The sequence below is a fragment of the Streptomyces sp. NBC_00536 genome (genome assembly GCF_036346295.1).
In the GTDB taxonomy this organism is placed as follows: Bacteria; Actinomycetota; Actinomycetes; order Streptomycetales; family Streptomycetaceae; genus Streptomyces.
Window position 1 is genome coordinate 3536199 of the sequence record NZ_CP107819.1, and the last position, 23079, is coordinate 3559277.

General features: G+C 72.2%; 20 protein-coding genes. 14 read left to right on the top strand and 6 right to left on the bottom strand.

The window, feature by feature from the left end:
* Positions 1 to 9 precede the first annotated feature (9 nt).
* Positions 10 to 1674, bottom strand: coding sequence for a sodium:solute symporter family protein (locus OHS33_RS15330; protein ID WP_330330957.1), 1665 nt, complete (start codon positions 1672 to 1674; stop codon positions 10 to 12).
* Positions 1675 to 2060: 386 nt separating this feature from the next.
* On the opposite strand from OHS33_RS15330, the gene OHS33_RS15335 reads away from it, so the two are divergent.
* The 13 genes from OHS33_RS15335 to OHS33_RS15395 all read left to right on the top strand — a co-directional run bounded on the left by OHS33_RS15335 (position 2061) and on the right by OHS33_RS15395 (position 18297).
* Positions 2061 to 2360: a hypothetical protein gene (locus tag OHS33_RS15335; protein WP_330330958.1), complete on the top strand. Its 300-nt coding sequence runs from the start codon at positions 2061 to 2063 to the stop codon at positions 2358 to 2360.
* Between the two features lie 6 nt (positions 2361 to 2366).
* Entirely contained in the window at positions 2367 to 4526 is a 2160-nt protein-coding gene (locus OHS33_RS15340) for a carbon starvation CstA family protein (protein WP_330330959.1), read from the top strand.
* Positions 4523 to 4750 carry a hypothetical protein gene (locus OHS33_RS15345; protein WP_330330960.1) on the top strand — a complete coding sequence of 76 codons (228 nt, stop codon included), beginning with the start codon at positions 4523 to 4525 and terminating at the stop codon, positions 4748 to 4750. Before OHS33_RS15340 ends, OHS33_RS15345 begins: the two co-directional genes overlap by 4 nt.
* 504 nt (positions 4751 to 5254) lie before the next feature.
* A complete protein-coding gene (locus tag OHS33_RS15350) occupies positions 5255 to 6064 on the top strand; it encodes a 2OG-Fe(II) oxygenase (protein ID WP_330330961.1) in 810 nt (269 codons plus the stop codon).
* Positions 6065 to 6126: 62 nt separating this feature from the next.
* Positions 6127 to 10473, top strand: a complete 4347-nt coding sequence (locus OHS33_RS15355; protein WP_330330962.1) for an amino acid adenylation domain-containing protein — start codon at positions 6127 to 6129, stop codon at positions 10471 to 10473.
* Between the two features lie 9 nt (positions 10474 to 10482).
* Positions 10483 to 11265, top strand: a complete 783-nt coding sequence (locus OHS33_RS15360; protein ID WP_330330963.1) for an SDR family oxidoreductase — start codon at positions 10483 to 10485, stop codon at positions 11263 to 11265.
* 11 nt (positions 11266 to 11276) lie between these two features.
* Positions 11277 to 12059, top strand: a complete 783-nt coding sequence (locus OHS33_RS15365; protein ID WP_330330964.1) for an SDR family NAD(P)-dependent oxidoreductase — start codon at positions 11277 to 11279, stop codon at positions 12057 to 12059.
* A gap of 36 nt (positions 12060 to 12095) precedes the next feature.
* Positions 12096 to 13370 (top strand): ATP-grasp domain-containing protein, encoded by a 1275-nt coding sequence (locus tag OHS33_RS15370; RefSeq protein ID WP_330330965.1) that lies wholly within the window; start codon positions 12096 to 12098, stop codon positions 13368 to 13370.
* Positions 13367 to 14638 (top strand): ATP-grasp domain-containing protein, encoded by a 1272-nt coding sequence (locus OHS33_RS15375; RefSeq protein WP_330330966.1) that lies wholly within the window; start codon positions 13367 to 13369, stop codon positions 14636 to 14638. Before OHS33_RS15370 ends, OHS33_RS15375 begins: the two co-directional genes overlap by 4 nt.
* A gap of 91 nt (positions 14639 to 14729) precedes the next feature.
* On the top strand, positions 14730 to 15428 hold the full coding sequence (locus OHS33_RS15380) for an aspartyl/asparaginyl beta-hydroxylase domain-containing protein (protein WP_330330967.1): 699 nt from the start codon (positions 14730 to 14732) through the stop codon (positions 15426 to 15428).
* Positions 15429 to 15554: 126 nt separating this feature from the next.
* Complete coding sequence (locus OHS33_RS15385; RefSeq protein ID WP_330330968.1) at positions 15555 to 16688, top strand: GNAT family N-acetyltransferase; 1134 nt, start codon at positions 15555 to 15557, stop codon at positions 16686 to 16688.
* Positions 16685 to 17941, top strand: coding sequence for an MFS transporter (locus OHS33_RS15390; RefSeq protein ID WP_330330969.1), 1257 nt, complete (start codon positions 16685 to 16687; stop codon positions 17939 to 17941). Before OHS33_RS15385 ends, OHS33_RS15390 begins: the two co-directional genes overlap by 4 nt.
* A gap of 71 nt (positions 17942 to 18012) precedes the next feature.
* Positions 18013 to 18297, top strand: a complete 285-nt coding sequence (locus tag OHS33_RS15395) for a DUF3311 domain-containing protein (protein ID WP_330330970.1) — start codon at positions 18013 to 18015, stop codon at positions 18295 to 18297.
* Positions 18298 to 18443: 146 nt separating this feature from the next.
* Here OHS33_RS15395 and OHS33_RS15400 read toward each other — a convergent pair whose 3' ends face one another.
* The 4 genes from OHS33_RS15400 to OHS33_RS15415 form a co-directional block, all read right to left on the bottom strand.
* Positions 18444 to 19139 carry a FadR/GntR family transcriptional regulator gene (locus OHS33_RS15400; protein WP_330330971.1) on the bottom strand — a complete coding sequence of 232 codons (696 nt, stop codon included), beginning with the start codon at positions 19137 to 19139 and terminating at the stop codon, positions 18444 to 18446.
* An 81-nt stretch (positions 19140 to 19220) separates the two neighbouring features.
* Positions 19221 to 20225, bottom strand: a complete 1005-nt coding sequence (locus tag OHS33_RS15405) for a ParB N-terminal domain-containing protein (RefSeq protein ID WP_330330972.1) — start codon at positions 20223 to 20225, stop codon at positions 19221 to 19223.
* 8 nt (positions 20226 to 20233) lie between these two features.
* Positions 20234 to 20422 (bottom strand): hypothetical protein, encoded by a 189-nt coding sequence (locus OHS33_RS15410; protein WP_330330973.1) that lies wholly within the window; start codon positions 20420 to 20422, stop codon positions 20234 to 20236.
* Positions 20423 to 20552: 130 nt separating this feature from the next.
* Positions 20553 to 20903, bottom strand: coding sequence for a hypothetical protein (locus OHS33_RS15415; RefSeq protein ID WP_330330974.1), 351 nt, complete (start codon positions 20901 to 20903; stop codon positions 20553 to 20555).
* Between the two features lie 138 nt (positions 20904 to 21041).
* Here OHS33_RS15415 and OHS33_RS15420 point away from each other — a divergent pair, with 138 nt between their 5' ends.
* Complete coding sequence (locus tag OHS33_RS15420) at positions 21042 to 22040, top strand: helix-turn-helix transcriptional regulator (RefSeq protein ID WP_330330975.1); 999 nt, start codon at positions 21042 to 21044, stop codon at positions 22038 to 22040.
* A 45-nt stretch (positions 22041 to 22085) separates the two neighbouring features.
* Here OHS33_RS15420 and OHS33_RS15425 read toward each other — a convergent pair whose 3' ends face one another.
* Complete coding sequence (locus tag OHS33_RS15425) at positions 22086 to 23075, bottom strand: AurF N-oxygenase family protein (RefSeq protein WP_330330976.1); 990 nt, start codon at positions 23073 to 23075, stop codon at positions 22086 to 22088.
* Between the last annotated feature and the right edge of the window lie 4 nt (positions 23076 to 23079).

Consider the following 23079-nt stretch of genomic DNA (forward strand, 5'->3'; position numbering starts at 1 on the left):
TTCCTCAACTCATTCGACGACGAAGGCGTATTTGGAGCCGCGGCGTCCGCTCACGGCTCCGCCGGCCGTACCGTCCGTGCCCCGGGGCACGCCGAGTGCGTCGAGGAGCGGCGTGAGCAGTGCGGCCACGGCGAGGTTGAGCGCGAGGGCGATCACCGCGACGTACACGGGTGCGTGCACCGCGCCGACGCCGATGTCGACCACGGTGGAGAAGCCGCGCAGGCCCAGCAGGCCGGTGCCGGAGACCATCCCCAGCGCCCAGCCGAGGAAGAGCGCGCGCCGGTGGAACCAGCGGGTGAACAGGGACACCGCGACGGCGGGCAGGACCTGGAGGATCCAGACGCCGCCGAGCAGGTGGAGGTTGATGGCGTCCTGCGGCTTCATGAGCATCGCGAAGACGATGGCTCCCGCCATGATCGCGAGGGCGGGGCCGCGGGCGACGCGCACCTCGTGCTTGGGGGTGGCGGTGGGGTTGAGGTACTCGACGTAGATGTTGCGCACGAACAGCATGCTCATGCTCATGGCCATGACGACGGCGGGCAGGAGTCCGGCCACGGCGAGCGCGCCGAAGAGCAGTCCGGCCAGCCAGTCCGGGGCGAGTTCGCGGACGAGGGCGGGCACGGCCAGTTCGCCGTGTCCGGCCGAGGTCCGCACTCCGGCGGCGAGCGCGGCGATCCCGAAGAAGGCCCAGATGCCGAGGGTCATGCTCCATGCGGGCAGGAAGGTGGTGGCGGCGCGCAGCGTGTCCTTGGACTTGCTGGCCATGGCGACGAGGAGGACCTGCGGGTACATGAGCTGGGCGAGCGCGGAGCCGAAGGCGAGCGTGGCGTAGGCGCTGAAGTTCCGGGGCGGTATGCCGAAAGACTGCCCCATCGCGGCGCCGCGCCCGCCCGCCAGTTCGAAGATGTGCCCCGGTGTGCCGATGCGGGTGAGGGTCAAGGCGAGCAGGACCACGACGGCGGCGCCGATGAGCACGGCTTTGACCAGCGAGATCCGCGCGCAGGCGCGCAGGCCGCCGGGCCGGGTCACCAGGGCGAAGGTCAGGAACAGCAGGCCGAGGACGGCGCAGCCCGCCACTCCGTCGGGGGCCAGGCCGAGGGAGCGCAGCACGGCGGCCGTGCCCACGACCTGGAGCACCAGGTAGGGCATGGTCGCCAGGATTCCGGTGAGGGCCGTCGCGAGGGCCAGCGGGTGGGAGCCGTGCCGGACGCGGACGTAGTCGGCGGCGGTGATCAGGCCGTGCCGGGCGCCGATGTCGCGCAGCCGGGGCAGCAGGATCATGATCAGCGGCGAGAGCAGCATGGTGTAGACGAGGGCGTACAGCGCCAGTCCGCCGGTGCCGAACATGAGGCCCGGCACGGCGATGTAGGTGTACGACGTGTAGATGGTGCCGCCCAGCATCAGACAGGTGGCGGCGGTGCCCAGACTCCGGCCGCCCAGTGCCCAGCCGGCAGGGTGCGGCAGTTCGTCGGACGACGGGCGGCGGGCCCCGGCCAGCGCGGCACAGCAGATGACGAGGACGAATCCCGCGGCGATCGCGTGGCTGATGGTGCCCCCTCGGTTCGGGGCGAGGGATCCGCGGGGGCCGGTGGCGGCCGGTAGGCCGTGTGCCCGGAGCCCGAAGTGCCCGATGGTGCTCGGCGTGAGGTGCCCCTCGCCCATTTCATTCCGCAATGCGGAAACTAAATTCTGCTCAGCGGTACTTTAGGTCTCCCGTCAGGAGGGGGTCAAGGATCGGCCGGAGGGCCGCACCGAAAGATCACCCTTGCTCGGCCATGCGCCCTACCTCGTGAAATATCCGCTTCGGCGACGTGAATGTGATCCACGCCACTCGACGAAAGTGACGTCCGCGTAAACCCTCCGCCGGGGGCGCGCAACCAACACCCGTAGCCGGCGGCCGGAGCGTCAGGAATCGCTCCGCCACCGCGCTCCGCGGGAGTCCGCCTTCGCGTCGCGCCGTGCCGGACCGCCTCTTCGCGCACTCCCGCCTTCTTCACCGGCCGCGTCCCGACCGCCTCGGGCCGCCGGCGCCGGACACGTCAACGACACGGAGGGGTGCGGTGGTGGCAGTGGAGGCTGCGGAGGACGAGCCCGCCGGGGACGGGCCCGGACCGCCCCGGCGCACCGCCCGGGGCGCCCTGCTGCTCCTGCCGGTGGCCGCCACCGCGGCGACGCTCGCACTCCCGCCCGACCGGCCGCGGCTGTTCGGCGTCCCCCTCTTCTACGTCCTGCACTTCACCGTCTGCCTGCTCAGCGCGGCGGTGACCGCCCTGCTGCAGCGCCTGTCCAGGGCGTCCGGCGAGCCGGCCGGTCCCCCCGGCCCCCTCGCCCCCTTCGAACCGCTCGCCACCGAAAGGTAGTTCTCCATGGAATCCACGAAGCCGGACCCGGCGAACCCCCCGCCGCCCGCCCCCGGGCGCCCGGCGCCGGGCCGCGCGCTGCGCATCACCGGGTGGGCCGCCGTGACCCTCGCGGCGACCGCCGCGTGGGCGGTCCTCGCGCTGGCCCGCGGGGAGCAGATCAGCGCCGTCTGGCTGCTGGTCGCGGCGCTGTGTTCGTACGCCGTCGCCTACCGCTTCTACGCGCGCTGGATCGCCCGCCGCGTGCTGCGCACCGACGACTCCCGCACCACACCCGCCGAACGCCTCCAGGACGGCGTCGACTACGTGCCGACGAGCAAGGGCGTGCTGTTCGGGCACCACTTCGCGGCCATCGCGGGCGCCGGGCCCCTCGTCGGGCCCGTGCTCGCCGCCCAGATGGGCTACCTGCCCGGCGTGCTGTGGATCGTCGTCGGCGCGGTCTTCGCGGGCGCCGTGCAGGACATGGTGACCCTGTTCCTGTCCACCCGCCGCGACGGACGCAGCCTGGGCCAGATGGCCCGGGACGAGATCGGGCCGGTCGGCGGGGTGGCCGCCATCCTCGCGGTCCTCGCCATCATGGTCATCCTGCTCGCCGTGCTCGCGCTCGTGGTCGTCAACGCCCTGGCGGGCTCGCCGTGGGGCACCTTCTCCATCGCGATGACCGTTCCCATCGCCCTCTTCATGGGCCTGTGGCTGCGCGTGGCGCGCCCCGGCCGGGTCATCGAGACCAGCGTGATCGGCGCGGCCCTGCTGCTGCTCGCGGTGGTGGGCGGCAGCTGGGTGGCCGACTCGCCCGCGTGGGCCGCCGCGTTCACCTTCAGCCCGGTCGCGCTGGGCTGGATGCTGATCGGCTACGGGTTCCTCGCGAGCGTCCTGCCGGTGTGGCTGCTGCTGGCCCCGCGCGACTACCTGTCCACCTTCATGAAGGTGGGCGTGATCTCGCTGATGGCCGTCTCCCTCGTCGTCACCCTCCCGGTCATGAAGGCGGACGCGGTCACGCGGTTCGCGGGCGGGGGCGCCGGGCCGGTCTTCTCCGGGCACCTGTTCCCCTTCCTGTTCATCACGATCGCCTGCGGCGCCCTCTCCGGCTTCCACGCCCTGATCTCTTCGGGGACCACCCCGAAGCTGATCCAGCGCGAGTCACACATCCGGCTCATCGGCTACGGCGGCATGCTGACGGAATCCTTCGTCGCCGTCATGGCCCTCATCGCCGCCTGCGTCCTGGAGCCCGGCCTCTACTACGCCGTCAACTCGCCCGCCGGGCTGCTCGGTCCGACCGCGGAATCCGCCGCACGGGCCGTGCGCGAGCTGGGCTTCACGCTCACGCCGGACACCCTGCACCAGGTCGCGGCCGCCGTCGGCGAGGAGTCCGTACAGTCCCGCACGGGCGGCGCGCCCACCTTCGCCCTCGGCCTGTCCCAGGTGCTGTCCGAGGCCGTCGGCGGCCGGGCGATGCGCGCCTTCTGGTACCACTTCGCGATCATGTTCGAGGCCCTGTTCATCCTCACGACCGTCGACGCGGGCACCCGTGTGGGCCGGTTCATGCTCCAGGACGCCCTCGGCAACGTCTGGAAGCCGATGCGCGACGTCAGCTGGAAGCCGGGCATCTGGCTGTGCAGCGCCCTCATGGTGGCCGGCTGGGGCTGGTTCCTGCTGGCGGGCGTGCGCGATCCGCTCGGCGGCGTCAACCAGCTCTTCCCGCTCTTCGGCATCGCCAACCAGCTGCTCGCCGCCCTCGCACTGGCGCTGTGCACCACCGTGCTGATCAAGCAGGGGCGGTGGCGCTGGGCCTGGGTCACCGGCGTCCCCCTGCTCTGGGACATCGCGGTGACGCTGACCGCCGGCTGGCAGAAGATCTTCTCCTCGGACCCCCGCATCGGCTTCTTCGCCCAGCGCGAGCGGTACGCCGACGCGCTCGGACAGGGGAAGGTGCTGGCGCCCGCGCACTCCGCCGAGGACATGCGCCAGATCGTCACCAACTCCACCGTGGACGGCACGCTCGCCACGGTCTTCGTCCTCCTCGTCCTCGTCGTCATGGCCGATGTCGTACGGGTGTGGGTCAAGGCCCTGCGCTCCCCCGGGCCACTGCCCACCGCGGAGACCGCTCACGAGGTCCGCGCCGTGGCCGCCGAGGAGCCGCGGGTCCCGGTGGGGCAGCCGAGTTGAGCGCCCTGACCGGTGCGCCGCGCCTGTGGGGCGGTGCGCTGCGCCTGTGGGGCGAGGCGGTCCGCTACCTCGACGAGGTGTCCGGGCAGGCCGAGTTCCGGCGGGTGTGCCGGGCGCACGAGGCCGCCGGACCCGTCGGCCGCGGGCTGACGGCGAAGGAGCGCCGGAGCCTGTGGCGCGCCCACGCGCTGCGCACGGCGCGCGAGACGAACCGCTGCTGCTGACGGGGCACGGCTGGTGGGTCACCGCTGCCGACGACGGGGTCACCGCGCGGCGGCGCGGTGACCCAGGTCACAGCAAGTTTCCGGCAGCGGGCGTAATCCAAACGGGCCCGCCAGGCAACTGTGTGAATGGAGGGGCGCCGACCGGCGCCCCGCGGGCACGATCCGGGGGAGGTCTCGTGCGGACGGCGGAAGCCCTGCGGACGAAAGAGCGGAGAATGCGGGACCCGGCAATACAGGGAACGTGTTCACCGCCATTCACCGAAGCTTCTTTTATTGAATCGCTTTCCGCACCAGAATTCCCTGACTCGATGTAATCGCAGGTCAGGCCCACCAGCACGCACCATTTCAGCCCTCTCGCCACGCGGCAGGGCCGCTCCGCCATTCCCTTTTCCGGGGTCATGTTCCACCCTTTAATTACTCCCTTGACCCCGACGGACGAGTCATTTAGCTTTCCCCCTGGCGGAAATCGGATTCCGCTCTCACAGTTTCCCGAGGAGCCCTTTCGTGAGCGTTACCACGCATGTCGTCCGGTCCCTGACGAACGAGATCGCCACCGAGCTCACCACCGAGACGCTGCTCCAGCTGGCCAACCGCGAGATCGGCGCGATCCACGTCCGGGGCTACTACCCCGTCGACATCGCCCAGGACGTCGCGCAGAAGGCGATCAACCACCAGGCGCTCGGCAACTACCACAAGCAGCACACCAGCAGCGTCGGCCGCGTCTACATGCCGCACATCGACACCAAGTGGGACGCGGAACTGACGGACCGCTACCACGAGCAGGCCATCCCGGCCATCCAGGACGTCCGCTCGATGTTCCACCCGTACCTCTCCCCGGTGGACCGGGTCCGCCTGGAGCTGCAGGAGCTGTGGCCGGCGGGCGCCAACCTGATGCGCCTGCGCGAACGCGCCTGCTTCGTCGGCGCCTTCCGCGTCTTCCAGCCCTCGACCTCCGAGTTCTACCCGCACAACGACGCGATCGACCAGGAGAGCGACGCCCCCGAGATCGAGGGCGTACTCAACCAGCTCGTCGCCAACATCTACCTCCAGGTCCCGGACGAGGGCGGCAACCTGCAGCTCTGGCTGCGCGAGCCCACCGAGGACGAGACCAGGACCATCCTCGACGTCGAGGGGCTGGAGCCGGAGACCGTCGAGGAGCCCGTGCACACCATCCACCCCGAGGCCGGCGACCTCATCATCTTCAGCCCCCGCATGCTGCACGCCGTGACCGCCGGGCACGGCAAGCACCGCGTCGGCGCGGCCGCGTTCATCGCCACCAAGGGCCCCCAGGAGCCGCTCGCCTTCTGGAGCTGATCCCGGCTCACCGGCACCCCCACCGACCGACCGCCCACAGCCCACACGCAGAGGACTACGGCATGCTCCCGGCGCTGGTTCGCACGCACGCGACGACCCACCCGAACCGAACGGCTGTCGCCGTGGGTCAGGAACGCCTGACCTACGCGCAGCTCGACGACCAGGTGTCCCGGCTGATCCACCAGCTGCGCGGCCGGGGCATCGGCCGTGGCTCTCTCGTGGGCATCCACCTCGACCGCTCCCCGGACGTGGTGGTGGCGCTCCTCGCCGTGCTCGGCGCGGGAGCGGCGTACACGGTCGTCGAACCCACCGGCCCGGTGGCGCAGGGGGCGGGCCGGCTGGCCGGCGTCGCCCCCGGCCTCGTCCTCACCTCCCCGCGGTACCACGACGAGCTCTCCCGCTCGGGGCTCGACGTCCTGGAGGTCCGCGGGGCGGCGGCCGTGGCCGGGACCGCGGCGGACGGCCCGGCGCCGCTCGCCGCACCGGCCCCGCTCGCCGAACCACAGGCCGAGGACCTCGCGTACGTCCTCTACACCTCGGGTTCGACCGGCGTCCCCAAGGGGGTCATGGTCACCCACGCCAACCTCCGGCACTACACCACCTCGCTGCTGACCCGGCTCGGCATCACCGAGCCGCTCTCGTACGCCCACGTCACGACGCTCGCGGCGGACCTCGGCAACACCTGCCTGTTCCTGGCCCTGTGGACCGGCGGCACCCTGCACCTCGTCGACGACGCCACGCGCCGCGACCCCATGGGCCTGATGCGCCATCTGCACGCCGAGCGGGTCGACGTGCTCAAGACGACCCCCTCGCACTGGGGCGTCCTCTTCCGGGCCTTCGGTCACGACGCGACGACCCGGCCCGAGCTGCGGGTCCTGCTGCTCGGCGGCGAGCTGATGCCGGTGTCGCTGGCCCGCCGCATCCTCGCCTCGGGCGTCACCCGCACGCTGGTCAACCACTACGGGCCCACCGAGACCACCGTGGGCATCGCGGCGCAGGTGCTGCGCGGCGAAGCGGACCTGGAGGCGATCGGCGACGCCGCGTCCGTCCCCATCGGCACCGCCTTCGGCGAGACCCGCCTGTTCGTGCGCACCGGGGACGGCCGCTTCCACCAGCGGGACGCGGTCGGCGAGCTGTACGTCACCGGGCCCTCGGTCAGCCGGGGCTACCGCGATGACGCGCAGAGCACGGCGCAGGCGTTCACCGCCGAACTCGACGCGCTCCAGCCGGGGTTGGGCACCGCGTACCGCACCGGTGACACGGTGCGGGCCGACGGGCGGGGCGTGCTGGAGTTCCTCGGCCGCGGCGACCGCCAGGTCAAGGTGGGCGGCTACCGCGTGGAGCTGGGGCACGTGGAGGCGGGCCTGCGCCGCCTGCCCGCCGTCTCCGACGCCGTGGCCCTGCACCTGACGGCCGACCGGCCCACGCTCGTCGCGGCCGTGATGGTCACGGGGACGGCTCCGGACGCCGGGCCCGCCGCGCTCCGCGAGCAGCTGCGCGCGGTCCTGCCCCCGTACATGGTCCCGGACCGCATCGAGGTCCTCGACGGCTTCCCGCGCAACGACAACGGGAAGACCGACCAGGCGGCGCTGCGCCGGCTCGTCGAGGGCCGTCTGAGCGAGCGCGCCGAGCGCACGCACCACGGCCTCGGCGACGCCGACGACCTCGACGACCCGGTCCTCGCCGAGGTGATGGAGGCCTGGCGCCGCCATCTGGGCCACGGCGACTTCGGCGTGCACGACGACTTCACCCTGGCGGGGGGAAGTTCCATCGACGCCATCCAGATCATCGCCTCGCTCCAGGCCAAGGGCCACCAGATCTCGGCCGCCGCGTTCTTCGCGCAGCCCACCCCCGCGGCTCTCGCGGCCCGCATCACGGCGGGCGCGGGCACCGGGCGGCCCCCGCACACCGGGGCGGCCGCGGCCGCCGCGGACGACGCGGCGCTCTCTCCGGCCCAGCGCTGGTTCTTCCAGCAGGAGTTCGCACAGCCCGACCAGTGGAACCAGGCCCTGCTCCTGGACATCGACGCCGCCGTGCGGGCCGATGCCCTGGAAGCGGCCGTCGCCGACACGGTCGCGCTGCACCCGCTGCTGCGGACCGCCTTCCGACGCGCGGGCGGCGAGCGCGGCGACCTCCGGCGCCATGTCGTGGACGCGGGCCGCGCCTTCACCGCCTCCGCGCTGCCCTCCGGCGAAGAGGCCGTCGCCGCGCACATCAAGGAGGTGGCGGCCGCCCGGCAGGCCGAGGTGTCCGTCGCCGACGGCACCGTCTTCAAGGCGCACCTCTTCCACGGCGCGGACCAGGCCCACCTGCTGCTGATCTGCCACCACCTCGCGGTCGACGCCGTGTCCTGGCGGCTCGTCGTCAACGACCTCAGCCGCTGCTACACCGAGCGGCTGAAGGGCAACGCGCCCAGGACCGCCCCCGGCACCACCGGCTTCGGCGAGTGGGCCACCCACCTCAGGGACCAGGCCCCCGCCCTGCGCGCGGACCTCTCCCACTGGGACGAGCTGGGCCACCTCCCCGCCGTGCCCCGGGACGGCGACGACCGCGAGGGCGACGCGCAGGCCGTGTGGTTCCGGGTCAGCCGCGCCGAGACCGAGGCGCTCGCCCGCGCCGACGCGGCGAGCACCGGCACACCGCCCCACGCCGCCCTCCTCGCCGCCTTCGCCCAGGCGCTCGGCGAAGCCGACGGCCTGGACGAGCTGCTGGTCGACGTGGAGAGCCACGGGCGCGAAGCGTTCGACGAGGCGTACGACGTCTCCCGCGCCGTGGGCTGGTTCACCTCCACCTTCCCCGTCCGCGTCGAGATCGTCGACGGCGATGTGGCCGCCACCGGCAAATCGGCGGCGAAGGCCCTGCACGAGGTGCCCCACCTGGGCATCGCGTACGGCCTCCACGACCAGCCGCAGCGCGCGGACGTGTGCTTCAACTACCTGGGCTCCTTCGCCCTGCCCTACGGCGACGACCTGCGCCCCTCGCTCTCGCGGTACGCGGTGGGCCCGGTGCGCGGCGCCGACAACCACCGCGGGTACGGCCTCAAGCTCACCGCCCGCCTGCACGACGGGCAGCTCGTCGCCGACCTCTCCTACACGCCGGGGCGGCACGCCCCGGAGCGGATGCTCCAGGTGGCCCGCGCCACCCGGACGCACCTCCTCACGGCGGCCCGGCTGCCCGCCGGCGAGGGACAGTTCGTCGTCCAGCACGGGTCGAGCACCGGCCTGCTCGCCCAGGTGCCGCGCGCCCTGCACTGCGAACCGCCCGCCGGATCCACCCGCGCGTACGGCGCCGTCCTGCTCACCGGTGCCACCGGGTTCATCGGCGCGCACCTGCTGCACCTGCTGCTGACCCGGACCACCGGGCACGTCCACTGCCTGGTGCGCGAGCACCCGGACCGCTCGGCCTTCGAGCGGCTGGCGCAGGCGTACGCCTGGTACCAGCCGGACGACGACCTCGCCCGCTGGGCCGACCGCGTCACCGTCCACGCCTCGGACCTGACCGAGCCCGGCTTCGGGCTCACCGGCGAGGCGTACGCGACGCTGACCCGCGAGGTCGAGGCGGTGTACCACCTGGCCAGCGACACGCGGCTGGTCGGCGACCGGGATTCCTTCGACCGGCACAACACCGCACCCGTGCGCGCCATGATCCGCCTGGCGGGCACCGGCCGCCCCAAGGACCTGCACTACGTCTCCACCCTCGCGGTGTGCGGCAGCGGCGCGGAGGGCGAGCGGGCGGTCTTCTCCGAGGACAGCCTCAATGTCGGCCAGCGTTTCCTCAACGAGTACGAGCGCAGCAAGTACGACGCGGAACGCCTCGTCCACGAGTTCGCGGCGGGCGGCGGCGCCGGATTCATCTACCGGTCCGGCAACGTCACGGGCCATTCGGTCACCGGGCGCTTCCAGCGCAACGGCAGCGACAACCGGCTCATCCAGTTGCTGCGCGCCTGCGCCCGCCTGGGCCGGGTGCCCCGCATCGGCGCCGAGACCCTGGCGCTGAGCCCCGTGGACACGGTCGCCGAGGGCATTCTGGAGGTTTCCCGCAGCACCCGGGTGCGCGGCGGCACCTTCCATGTCGACACCCACCACGAGGTGTCGTACGACGAGGTCTTCGCGGCCCTGCGGGAGCTGGGCTGCGCCGTCGAGGAGGACCCGGCGCCCGGCTTCGCGGCGCTCTTCGGCCGCTACGCCGACGGCAGCGACGAGCAGATCTCGCTGGCCCACTTCTGGGCGAGCCGCCCGGACCGCAACGTGCGCTACGACCACACGCGCACCCGGCGCCTCCTCGCCCACCTGGGCGTGGAGTTCGCGCCCCTGGACCGGGCCTGGCTGCGCGCGTACTTCGGCGGCCTCGTCCAGCAGGGGGAGCTGTCCCTCACCGCAGCCCAGCACGACTCGCACGAGAAGAAGTAGGGGTTCGACATGACCTTCGACATGACCAAGGCACAGACCGGGCAGCGCGTCGCCGTCGTGACCGGGGCCTCCTCGGGGATCGGCCGGGCCGTCGCCGCCGCCTTCGCCCGCGCCGGCATCCACGTGGTGGCCGCCGGGCGCAAGGCCGAGCGGCTGGCCGCCGTCCGGGACGAGTCGGCGGGCCTGCCCGGCTCCGTCCTCCCGGTCGCCGGGGACATGACCCGGCCCGCACACACCGAGGAACTGCTGGCCGCGGCCGAGCGGGAGTTCGCCCCCGCCGACATCTTCGTGGCCTCCGCCGGACGGGGCCTGCCCGGCACCGTACTGGGTTCGGACGCGAGCCAGTGGGAGGAGCTGATCGAGGCGAACTACCTCGCGATCCTTCGCCAACTGCGCGCGGCGGCAGCCGAGTTCGTGAAGCAGGCGGAGGCGGACGGCGGGCGCCGGGTGCGGGACATCGTCGTCATCGGCTCCACCGTCGGACGCCAGGTGTCGGCCGCCAATCCGGTGTACGGCTCCACGAAGTTCGCCGTGCATTCGCTGGTCGAGGCACTGCGCCAGGAGGTGTGCGCGCACAACATCCGGGTGACCCTGATCGAGCCCGGGTTCGTCCGCTCGGGCTTCCAGGAGGCCGCGGGCTACGACACCGAGTGGTTCGAGTCCGTGGCCGAGCAGAGCGGGCCGCTGCTCGTGCCCGAGGACGTCGCGTCCGTCGTCGAGTTCGTGGTCGGCCGGCCGACCCATGTGCACCTCGACGACATCCGGCTGCGCCCCACCCGCCAGAAGGCCTGAGGAAGACGCTCATGGACCACGCCGACGAGTTCCTCACCTCCCTGTTCACCCTGCGCGGCCGCAAGGCGGTGGTCACCGGGGGCAGTTCGGGCATCGGCCGGTCGATCGCCGAAGCGCTGTGCCGCGCGGGCGCCGACGTGGTGGTCGTCGCCCGGCGGCCCGAGGCCCTGCGCGAGACGGTCGAGCGGATGCCCACGGGGGGCGGCGCCGCCTCCTGGCTCAGTGCCGACCTGGGTGACCGCGCCGCGGTGCACCGGCTGGCCGACCAGCTGGAGGAGCAGCACGGCACGACGGACATCCTGGTCAATGCGGCCGGGGTGAACATCCGCCCGCCGCTGGACGAGCTGACCGAGGACGACTGGGACCGTACGCTGCGCACCAACCTCGACGCCCCGTTCCTGCTCGGGCAGCGGCTGGGCCCCAAAATGGCGGCGAACGGCTGGGGCCGCATCGTCCACATCGCCTCCCAGCAAGCGGTCCGCGCCTTCGGCAACAGCGGCGCCTACGGGGTCTCCAAGGCGGCCCTGTCCGCGCTGACCCGGTCCCAGGCGGAGGCCTGGTCCGCGCACGGCGTGTGCGTCAACGCCATCGCACCGGGGTTCGTGCACACCCCGCTCAACGAGGCGGTGTTCCGCGATCCGGAGCGCACCGGGGCGATGGCGCGCCGCACGATGACCGGCCGCAACGGGGTGCTGGCGGACTTCACCGGCATCGCCGTCTTCCTGGCCGGGGACGCGTCGGCGTACGTGACGGGCCAGACCCTCTTCGTCGACGGCGGCTTCTCGTCCACCTGAGCCCTGCCCCCACCCACCATCAGATGAGGAGTCCCGTTGTCCCAGAACCGACCGGTCGTCGTGCTGGTCGACGCGTACACGTCGGGTAAGTACCTGCCCCCGGAGTTCACCGCCCTGGGCGCGGATCTGGTGCACGTCCAGAGCACCCCCGAGTTCATGCCGTCGATGCCCGCCCCCGACCTGAGCGTCTACCGCGCCGCGCTGGTGCACGAGGACCTGGAGGGGACCCTGCTCCGGCTGAAGGAGTACGCGCCGGTGTGCGTGCTCGCCGGGCAGGAGCCGGGCGTGCTCCTCGCCGACCAGCTCGCCGAGGGGCTCGGCCTGCCCGCGAACGGCCCGGCGCTGTCCGAGGCCCGGCGGGACAAGTACCTCATGGGCGAGGCGCTGCGGGTGGCCGGTCTGCACTGCGCCGACCAGCTCAAGAGCCGTGACACGGACACGCTCGTCCGGTGGGCCGAGCGGACCGGCCGCTTCCCGGCGGTCGTCAAGCCGCTCAACTCGGCGGCGGGCGACGGCGTGTTCATCTGCGCCGACGCCGAGGAGGTGCGCACCGCCGCGGACGGGATCCTGGACACGGAGACGATCTACGGCGACACGAACACCGAGGTGCTCGTCCAGTCCTACCTCCAGGGCACCGAGTACGTGGTCGACATGGTGTCCTACGAAGGGCGCCGCCACGTCTGCGGTGTCTGGGAGTACGAAAAGCGGCTGCTGCCCTCGGGCCGCAACATCTACGACCGCGACCGGCTGCTCGCCGCCGACGAGGGTCCGGCGCCGGAGCTGATCGCCTACGTGGAGGAAGCCCTGGACGCCCTGGGCGTCCGCTTCGGGCCGACCCACGCCGAGGTCATCCTCACCCCGCAGGGCCCGGCCCTGGTCGAGGTCGGCACCCGTATCGCGGGCAACATGCACCCCGCGTTCCACAGCGCGGTCGCGGGCGGCAATCAGGCCGCGCTCACCGCGCTCGCCTACCTGGATCCCGCGCGGTTCCTCGCAGACCACGCGGGGCGGCGCTACGGCAAACTCCGCGAGGCCGTCTGCCACACCACCTCGACCACGCAGTCCGGGACCGTCGAGAGCATCGACGAGGGCGCGGTCGCCGAGCTCTCCGCTCTGGAGACCGTGGACCGCTTCGACCTGAAGATCGGGCCGGGCGGCACCGTCCGCCCGACCGTCGACCTGTATTCGAGCACGCTGCGGATCTTCATGTCCGGGGCCTCGATGGCCGAGATCGACCGCGACTGCCGGCGGATCGATGAGATCAAGGACCGGATCTACCGGTTCCGTGAGACAAGTGCGGGTGCCAAGTGAGTACGGTCGTCGTCGCGGTCTTCCCCCACTCGGGCGTGCGTCCGGCGGACATCGCCGGAGCGGCCCGCGCGTGCGGGCTCTCCCCCGTCTTCGTGGCGCTGACCGGCGCCCTGGACGCGCGGGAGCACGCCGAGTACACGGCGCTCGGCCCGGTCGTCGAGTCCGACGAGCACGAACCGGCCGCCGCCGCGGCGGCGTTGAGGGCCCACACCCCGTCCGGTGTGACGACCTTCAGCGAGGGCCTGGTGCCCTTCACCGCCCGGCTCGCCCACGCGCTGGGACTCCCGTACCACGACCGGGAGACCGTGGCCCGGCTCACCGACAAGTACGCCCAGCGCCGGCGCCTCGCCGAGCGGGGCGTGGACGCCGTCCGGTCGGCCCTGGTGACCAGCCGCGCCGAAGCCCTCGACCTCCTCGGGGCCTGGCCCGGCCCCGTCGTGGTCAAGCCGGTGCGCGGCCAGAGCAGCATCGACACCCACCTGGTGACGGGCGCGGCCGACTTCCCGGCGGACCTGACCCCGACCCCCGAACGCCCCTTCGTGGTCGAGGAGTTCCTGCGCGGCCGGGACGAGGGCGACTTCGGGGACTACGTCTCCGTCGAGTCCCTCGTCGTGGACGGCGTCGCCCACACCCTCGGCGTCACCGGCAAGTTCCCGCTGATGCCGCCGTTCCGCGAGCACGGCGGGTTCGTGCCCTCCCACCTGCCGCCCGCGGAGCACGAGGGCGTCGCCCGGCTCGCCAACGACGCCGCGCTCGCCCTCGGCATCCGCCAGGGCCTGGTCCACACCGAGATCAAGCTGACCCCCGAGGGCCCGCGGATCATCGAGGTCAACGGCAGGCTCGGCGGGTTCCTGGCCGACATGTACCTCCGCGCCATGGGCGTCGACCTGCACGAACTGGGCATCCGGGCCGCCTGCGGCCTCCCCGTGGAGCTGCCCGGGTCCGCCGTGGGCTCGGTGGAGTTCCAGTACTTCGGCCTGTCCCCGCTGCCCGGCGGCGGCGAGCTGAGCCGGGTGGAGGGCGCCGAGGTGATGCTCAAGGAGCCCGGCATCGTCGGGCACTGGCAGCGCCTTGCCGTCGGCGGGCAGCTTCCGCCCGCCGCGACCTCGTTCTTCATGGACATCCTGCTCGGCAGCGCCCCCGACCACGCCGCGATGCTGGAGACGATCGACCGCGGCCTGGCCCATCTGCGGCTGACCTTCACGGAGTCCGACGGCCGCACGAGCGTGTGGCAGGCGCGCCGCGGCGCGATGGAGCGCATCGGCTAGCCGCCGCCCACCGCACCGCTCACCCGGCCCGGTCCGGCCCGGACACCGCACCGCTCGACACGACACGACACGACACGACCAGGAGTACGCCTTGAAGGGCTCCCCCTACCTCAGCAACCCGCGCGCACAGGCGCTCAGCAACTGGATCTTCCTGCGCAAGGCGGGCGGCCCGAACCGCCGCCGCATCATTCCCTCGCACGCCGTCTTCCCCGAAGTCTGGGAACTGGAACGGAAGTTCCCGGCCCTCCAGGCCGAGGTGGACGCGCTGCTCGCCGGCCGCAGCATCCCGACGTACGGCACCTTCGACCCGGAGCGCGCGGCGCAGGTGTCCGAGGAGTGGAAGCTCTACTACGCGTACATGTTCGGGAACACCAACGAGCTGGCCAAGAAGGACCTGCCGACCCTGCTGTCCTTCGCCCGGTCCACCCCGAACGTGGTCAACGCCTTCGTCTCCATCCTGGAGCCCGGTGTCACGCTGCCCTCGCACAAGGACCCGTACGCGGGCATCCTGCGCTACCACCTCGGCATCCGGATCCCCACGGACAACCCGCCGCGCATCCGTCTCGCGGACGAGTACCACCAGTGGAAGGAGGGCGAGGGCGTCGTCCTCGACGTCTCCCTGGAGCACGAGGTCGTGAACGACAGCAGCGAGCCGCGCGTGATCGTGATCGTCGACTTCCGCCGCCCCATGGGCCCGCTCGCCGGTCTGCTCAACCGCTACTGCCTGTGGCAGAAGCGCAAGTTCGCGCCGCAGTTCGTCGAGGCCGCCAAGTACGACGTCATGCACTGACGCGCGCCGGGGCCTGTGGCCGGGGCACCTCCGCCCCGGCCCCGCGGCCGTCGGCTGCGCCGCCCCGGCCACCACCCGGACCACCACCCGGACCACCCTGATCCAGCGACCCCAGGAGGGCGCCCCGTGCTCACCACCACGACGACCGTACGGCTGCTGCCGGGCGGGGTCCGCGCCGTCGAGCGGGCCGCCGACCTGCCCGGGGAGGGCTGGGACGCGCTGGCGGGACCGTACGACATCTTCCTCACCCGCCGCTGGCTCGATGTCGTCGAGGCGACCGCCGGGGTCCCCATGACCTATCTGTGGACCGAACGCGCGGGCCGGCTCGTCGCGGGCCTGGCCACCGCGACCGCCACCACCTCCGTGCCCTGGGCGCTGGGCCGGCCCGATGTCGTCCTGCCCAACAGCGCGGAGGCCGCACTGCCCGGCGCGGCCGAGCTGCTGGCCGCTCTCGGGGACGATCCGTCGCGGGCGCTGATGCCCGCGCTGGTGGCGGGCGGCCGCCACGTCGGCAGTACGCGCGTCCTGCGCTCCCCCGATGCCACCACCGAGGACGTCGAGGCACTGGTCGCGGCCGCCGAGGCCCTGGCGCGCGAGGCCGGGCTCGCCTCGGTGTGCTTCCTCTACCTCGACGAGGGGGACGCGGACCTCGCGGGCACCCTGGACCGGCGGGGCTACCTCTCCTGCACGACCGGCCGGTACAGCACCCTGCGGGTACCGCGGGACGGATTCGACGGCTACCTCGCCTCCCTGCCCCGCAAGCGCCGGGGTTCCGTCGCGGCCGAGCGCCGCCGGATGCGGGAGTCGCAGGCGCGGGTGGGCATCGAGTCCCTGGACACGGCGGACCTGGCGCGCTGCGCGGAACTGGAGTCCTCGCTGCTCGCCAAGTACGGCATCGACATCCGCCCCGACCAGGTCCTCGCGCAGATCCGCCAGGTCCGCGACTGCTTCGGGGACGACGCGTTCGCCGTCGTGGCGCACGCCGAGGGCGAGGTCCGCGGCTTCGGACTGATCCTGCGTCACGGCGACCACTGGTACGCGCGCCAGACCGGCTACGACTACGCCTACCAGGAACGCTCCGGGCTGCCGCTGTACTTCGAGCTCCTCTACTACCGCCTCCTCGAAGAGGCCGCCGCGGCCGGGGTCACCACCTTGCACTACGGCCTCGGCAGCGAGCAGGCCAAGCGCTCCCGCGGCTGCACGGCCACCGAACAGCGCTGCCACCTGCTCCCGCTGGCACCGAAGGACCCCGTGACATGACATCCACCGCTGTGAAGGACGTGAGCGGGCCCGCTCCGGTGCTCCCGCGCGGGCCGGGTGTCGTCTGGTTCGGCCTGACGGAACTCGTCAAGGCCCTGGGCACCGGCTTCTTCTACCCTTTCTCCCTGCTCTTCTTCACCGAGCTGTCGGGAGAGTCGCTGCGCTCCGTCGGCCTGGTCCTGACCGTCACGGCCCTCGCGGTGCTGCCGGGGCTCTTCGCGGTCGGCCGGCTCGTGGACCGGATCGGGCCGAAACCGGTGCTCATCGCGGCGGCGCTGCTCCGCGTCGCCTGCTTCGCGGGCATCGCCTCCTTCCGGGGCCTCGTCCCGCTGGTCGTGTGCACCCTGCTGCTGGCCCTCGGCAACCGGGCCGAGCAGGCCGCGAGCCCCCTGCTCGCGATCCGGCTGGCGCCGCAGGGTCAGAGCGGTCAGTGGCTCGCGCTGACCCGGGTCGCCTTCAACGCGGGGATCGGCGCCGGAGCCCTGCTGGCCAGCCTGTTCATCGTGGACACGGCGTCGGGCTTCATGGTGCTGGGCATCGTCAACGCGGCCGGATTCGCCCTCACGGCCCTGCTGTACCTGCGCGTACCGCCGGGGCGGCCGACCGAACCCGCGCCCCGCCGTGGGCTGGGCGGAACCGCGGCCACGCCCTGGCGCAATCTGCCGTTCCTGCGGGCGGCGGGCGCGAACGCCCTGCTCCTGACGGCCGCGCTGGCGGTCGAGAGCGCCCTGCCCGTCTTCGTCCTGCGCGAGCTGCGGATGCCGTCGTGGACCGTGGGCGTGCTGTTCGCGGTCAACACGATGCTGCTCACAGTGCTCCAGCTGCCCCTGAGCCGGGTGCTGGAACGGTTCCGTCCGGGCCTCGTCCTCGCGGTCGGCGGGATGGCGTACGTCGCGCTGTACGCGTCCGCGCTGCTGGCCGGGGGCGTGCCGCGCGGGGCACAGGTCGCCCTGCTGGTCACCGGCATGGCCCTGTACACGCTCGGGGAACTGGCCGTCTCACAGGCCGCCATGGTGCTGCTGACGAGCCTGCCGCCGCAGCGGGAGCAGGGCGCCCACCTGGCGTTCAACCAGCTGTTCGCGGGCGGCGCCACCGCCCTCGCCCCACTGCTCGTGGCCACCTTGCTGGCCGCCTTCCCGCTGACGCTGTGGTGGGTGCTGGCGGCCGGGAGCGTGCTGGCCGCGCTGCTGGCGGTCACGGTCCCCCGCGTGCGCGAGCGGACCGATGCCCGTCCCCCCGGAGCCGGTGCGTGACGCGCGGGGTATTAAGCTCCCCCCACACAGACAGCTGATCGCCAGGATCACGTGTGGGACGGGGCAACCCCATGGCAGCACACCCAGGGTCACCTGAGACGAAGCCACCGGCAGTGACGCCGGTCCGCGTGATCATCGGCTTGTGCCTGTTCGCACCCTTCGCGGCGATGTTCTGGGTGGGCTCGTACGCGAAGACCGAGCCGATGCTCGGCGGGATCCCGTTCTTCTACTGGTACCAGATGACGTGGGTCCTGATATCAAGCGCGCTGACGGTGATCGCCTACAAGCTGTGGCAGCGCGACCAGCGGTCCCGCCGGAGCAGGGCCCAGGCCCACCGGGCGGGTTCCGGGGGATGAGGCCGATACGGCCTGCCCGATGCGTTCCAGTGTGGTGGTGACGTGGTGCAGGGCGGAGCGGAGGTCGCGGCCGTCGAGGCCGGTGAGGGCGCAGGCGCTCAGGAGCAGGGCGAGGACCGCGCCGGTCGTCAGCCGCCCGCGCGTGCTCACCTGCCGTCCTTCGCCGCCACGTGGTGGGCGCCGAGGCACGCGAAGGAGTGGCCGGCCGCCTCGGCGGCGGCCGTCTGGCCGTCGCCGCGGCGGATCGCGTCGGTCAGCCGTGCGTGGTCCATGTAGATGGCCGCGCGCGGGCCGGTGCCCAGCTCGGCCCGTACCCAGTCCGCCACCAGGTCGCCGAGGTCGGCGTACAGGGCGATGAGCACGTCGTTGTGCGAGGCCGCGACGATCGCCATGTGCAGGCTGATGTCGGCGGCCACGAACCGGCCCGCGTCCCCGCTCGCCCAGCTCTGCTCCCGGCGCACCAGCAGCGTGTCCAGCTGGACCAGGTCCCGGTCGGTACGGCGCTCCGCGGCCAGCCGGGCCGCGGAGGACTCCAGGGTCGAGCGCAGCTCGGCGACGTGGCGCGGGTCTGATCCCGCGAACCGGCGGTGCATCACGCTGGCCAGTTCGCTGGTGGCGATGACGTAAGTGCCGGAGCCCTGGCGGATGTTGAGCAGACCGTTGTGCGCGAGGGCCCGGACGGCTTCACGGACCGTGTTGCGGGCGACGCCGAGCAGTTCCACGAGCTCCGGCTCGGTGGGGATGCGGGACCCGACCGGCCACTCGCCCGAGGTGATCTGGTTCCTGAGCTGGGCGATCACCTGGTCGACTAGTGCGGAACGTCGTGGCATGGTCAGGGACATACGGTCTGGTTCCTTTCGGGGTGCGGTGCCCAGGGGGGACCGGCGGTCGGCGACCGGCGGCCGGCGACCGGCGTACGGCGCTCAGCGCGCGGCGGTGGCGGCGCGGGCCGGGGCGGCGGCGTGCTGCAGCTCGTCCGCGAAGACCTGCCAGGTGTGGGTGTAGGCCTGGAAGAGTTCGGCCATGGCTCCGCGGCAGTGGGGCGGAAGGCTGGCGGCGATGGCGTCCCGGTCCCGGGCGAAGGCGGCCCAGGTGTCGAGCATGCGGAGCACGGCACGGCCGCGTTCGCTCTGCCGGATGGAGGGGTCACGGCGCATGGCGGTGACGAGGGCCTCCAGCTCGGCCGCCGATTTCCCCTGCGCCTGTGGGGGAACGCCGGCCGTCGTACCGCTCGCCGCGGCCAGGGGGCGGCGGCCCGGTACGGGCCGTGCTCCGCGGGCCAGGCGGTCGCGGACGTTGGCCACGGTGGCCGGTGAGATCCCGGATTGCCGGGCGATCTGGCGCAGCGAGGCCTCGGGGTTCCGGCGCAGCATCTCGGCGGCCAGGACCCGTCTGCGGTCGCCGTCGACGGGCCGGGCGCGGCCGTCGCGCCCGGTTCTCCCGTTCGCCTCCCCGTCGGGACGGGCGCGGCGCCGGATGTCGGCGACCTTCTTGCCCGAGACGCCCGCGACCGCGGCGACCGCCCGGTCGGACCAGTTGCCGTGGGCGAGGAGGATCCGCTCGGCGGCCGCGCAGCGGTCTTCGAGCGAGAGCGGGAGGCCGTGGGTCACGTTGGTGGCCACGGCCAGCAGTCGGCCGTCCGCTTCGGATCCGTCGAACAGCCGGGCCCGGATGTGGGTGTGTCCGCGCAGGGCGGCCGCCCGCAGGCGGTGCGCTCCGTCGATGACCCGCATCGTGGGACCGTGGACGAGGATGGGCGGGAGTTCCGATTCCGCTTCCGCCAGAGTCCGGATGTGGTCCGGGTCTTCCCCCTGGATACGGGGGGAGTCCTCAATGCGGATTTCCGTGAGGGCGATGTTTTCCACAGGTGCGTGGAGCAGTTCGTCCCTGAGCTTCAGTAGATAGTCGGAATCGGTGTTCTGCGTCACGACGTTTCCTACTGCCAGCCCGCGTCGGAGGCGGAGGCCATGCCGATCACGGGGGCCGGGCTCTGCCAGCCGGCGTCACCGGCGAGCACCTGGGAGGCCGGGGCCGTCGTGTGCTCGTCCACGGAAAGCGCGGTGCCGACGGCGACGACCGCGGCCAGCGCGACGATGAGATGGGCAAGTTTGGTGTGGTTCTTCACGGTTACCCCCAGTGCGTCAACAACTCCTTGCGACCTCAGTGTTGCGGAGGACCGGACCGGGACTGAAGGGGGAAGGGGGCGAGCAATCCGGCCATGTCCAGAAAGGGACACACAGGCTCTGACCTGGGGTTCACCAGCCGACGTCGAGCGGAAGAAGCGGAATCTCGGCTCTCACCAGCTCCCAGGGACGCAGCTGCGGATGCGCCGCGGCGGCGGCGAGCCATATCGCCGCCGCACCCTCCTCGGCCGCCGCCAGGCTGGATGCCTGCATGTACACGCCCACCACCGGGTGCGGCTGTTCCCGCGGATGCACGACGGCCAGTTCGAAGCCGTCCGTGTCCGCGGCCGAGGCGGTCACCAGCTCCTCCGCTTCGGGAGGCAGGAGGCGCCCACACTCGGGCGACCGCAGGTGAACATGGACGAGATACATGGAAACCCTAGTTATCGAAGTAACGCACAGGTAGGGGACGAAAGCCAGCATTCAGTGTCTCCGCGCCTTTCCACAGAGGAATCATCGCCTCTTCGGTGGCTGGTTTTCGCTCCTCCGGGCGGCCTCGGTTAGCCTTTCGGGCAACGTGCCGTCCACCCCTGGCATGGAGTTCAGAGAGAGAAACGGTCCATGTTTACGAGACTGGGACTGGACGCGGTCACGGAGGCCGTGTACCGCGGCATGCTGGCCCATCCGCACGACGGTGTGGCCGAGCTCGCGGCACGTCTGGAGATGGACGCGCGGAGCATGCGCGACGCGCTGGCCCGGCTGAGTGAGCTGGCGCTCGTACGCGTCTCCGGCGACGATCCGTCCCAGGTCCGGGCGGTCGATCCCCGGCTGGGCATGGAGATTCTGCTCGCGCGCCAGCAAGCCGAGCTGACCGCGCAGCAGCAGCGGATAGAGACCACCCGTGCGGCCGCCGCCGAACTCATCGCGACGTACGCCGACACTACCGCCCCCAATTCCCAAGCGGGGCTGCGGTACCTGAACGGAATCGACGAGATCCGCGATCAGATCGAACTGCTCAGCGGCGAGGTCCGCGAGGAGTTCCTGGCCTTCGCCCCCGGCGGACCGCAGTTGCCGGAAAACATGAAGGCGTCGAGGCCGCTCAATGAGGCACTGCTGGGGCGCGGCATCAAGATGCGCACCATCTATCTGGACAGCATCCGCCGCGATCAGCCGACGGTCGAGCACGCCGAATGGCTGGAGAGCCTGGGCGCCCAGGTCCGGACCGTGCCCACGCTGCCCAACCGCGTCATCGTGTTCGACCGCCGGACCGCACTGATCGCCGCGGACACGGGCAACACGGGGGCGGGCGCCGCGCTCGTCACGAGCCCCGGCATGATCACGCTCCTGTGCTCGCTCTTCGAGCACGTCTGGCGCTCGGCCGAACCGCTGGGCGCCGCGGCGCGCTCCGAGTCGGGAAGCCTGACCAAGCAGCAGCTCGCGGTGCTGCGCATGATGGCCGAAGGCCGTACCGACGAGGCCATCGCCCACGGCCTGGGAGTCTCCTCCCGCACGGTCCGCCGGACGGCCACCGGTCTGCTCTCCGAGCTGGACGCGCGCAGCCGCTTCCAGGCCGGCGTCCGCGCCGTTCAGCTCGGCCACCTGCCCTCCACGACGGACTGAAGAGGGTGTTCAACCGCGACCGGTCGCAGTTGAACACCCCCCGCGTCAGCGCACCGTGACGCTGGACCAGTCGAAGCGGATGTCCTCGATGGCCCCTATCTCCGCACACAAGCCGTACAGGCCGCTGTAGTCCTGGACGAGCATGCTGCGCTCGGCGTCGTGCTCGACGTCGCGCATCATCTGCTCACCGCCCTCGACACCGACCAGTTCGATCACCCTGCGCCACGTGGTGAAGTCGTTCGCACCGAACGCGCGCAGTCCGTCGGACATGGCATCGAGGAAGTACTCCTTCCGCGGGGCGTCCAGGCGCGCGTACACGGCCTTGGCCACCTCCTTGGAAATGGAGGAGTGACAGTATTCGTCGCGGTTGTGCAGATCGGCCGTCACCCGGTTGACCGGCTGGACGTCCGGGTCGTCGGCTATCAGGTTGAGGTAGGCGTTGATCGACATCTCGGACACCGTGGTGAACGCCAGCGTGGTCAGCTCGCGTTGCCACTGGTGCTCGGCCTCGGCCCGGCGGGCCTCGTGCCTCCGGGCCTTCTTCGCCACCGGCAGATCGTTCTCGTGCATCCGCCATCCGCGCCGCCTGCGGGTGACGGAGCTGGCGTTGAGGTGCATCAGGGTGTGGTACTGCTCGTCCACCATGGCCTGGGCGGCGGCCATGATCGAGGACTCGCCCATCCCCGTGTCGAAGGTGTTGCGGAAGATGAGCTCGAACCCGGGGTTCACCACCCGCTGTTCGTTGTCCATCACGTTCTTGTTGAACGCCACCCACGCCCAGCTGAGCAGCTTGCGCCGCTTCTCCTCGTCCAGGGCCTGGTAGGCCGGGTGGTCCCGGAACGGCAGCAGGTGTTCCGGGTAGTCGGGGCGGTCCAGCTCGAACAGGTCGTCGAGGTCCGGCTCGCCCCGTTTGACGGACGCCCGCCGGGCCCAGTTGCCCGCGAGCCGGGTGATGACCGCGTTCTCGACCGGATCGCCCGGGTCGAAGGCCGGCAGGTGCGCGTAGTCGGTGATGTCGTTCGGGCGATCAGCCATGTCG

Excerpts from the sequence above, each read along its gene's own strand:
- OHS33_RS15340 (WP_330330959.1), top strand. The coding sequence starts at position 2,367 with ATGGAATCCACGAAGCCGGACCCGGCGAACCCCCCGCCGCCCGCCCCC.
- OHS33_RS15355 (WP_330330962.1), top strand. The coding sequence starts at position 6,127 with ATGCTCCCGGCGCTGGTTCGCACGCACGCGACGACCCACCCGAACCGA.
- OHS33_RS15360 (WP_330330963.1), top strand. The coding sequence starts at position 10,483 with ATGACCTTCGACATGACCAAGGCACAGACCGGGCAGCGCGTCGCCGTC.
- OHS33_RS15365 (WP_330330964.1), top strand. The coding sequence starts at position 11,277 with ATGGACCACGCCGACGAGTTCCTCACCTCCCTGTTCACCCTGCGCGGC.
- OHS33_RS15390 (WP_330330969.1), top strand. The coding sequence starts at position 16,685 with ATGACATCCACCGCTGTGAAGGACGTGAGCGGGCCCGCTCCGGTGCTC.
- OHS33_RS15395 (WP_330330970.1), top strand. The coding sequence starts at position 18,013 with ATGGCAGCACACCCAGGGTCACCTGAGACGAAGCCACCGGCAGTGACG.
- OHS33_RS15400 (WP_330330971.1), bottom strand. The coding sequence starts at position 19,139 with ATGTCCCTGACCATGCCACGACGTTCCGCACTAGTCGACCAGGTGATC.
- OHS33_RS15415 (WP_330330974.1), bottom strand. The coding sequence starts at position 20,903 with ATGCTGGCTTTCGTCCCCTACCTGTGCGTTACTTCGATAACTAGGGTT.
- OHS33_RS15420 (WP_330330975.1), top strand. The coding sequence starts at position 21,042 with ATGTTTACGAGACTGGGACTGGACGCGGTCACGGAGGCCGTGTACCGC.
- OHS33_RS15425 (WP_330330976.1), bottom strand. The coding sequence starts at position 23,075 with ATGGCTGATCGCCCGAACGACATCACCGACTACGCGCACCTGCCGGCC.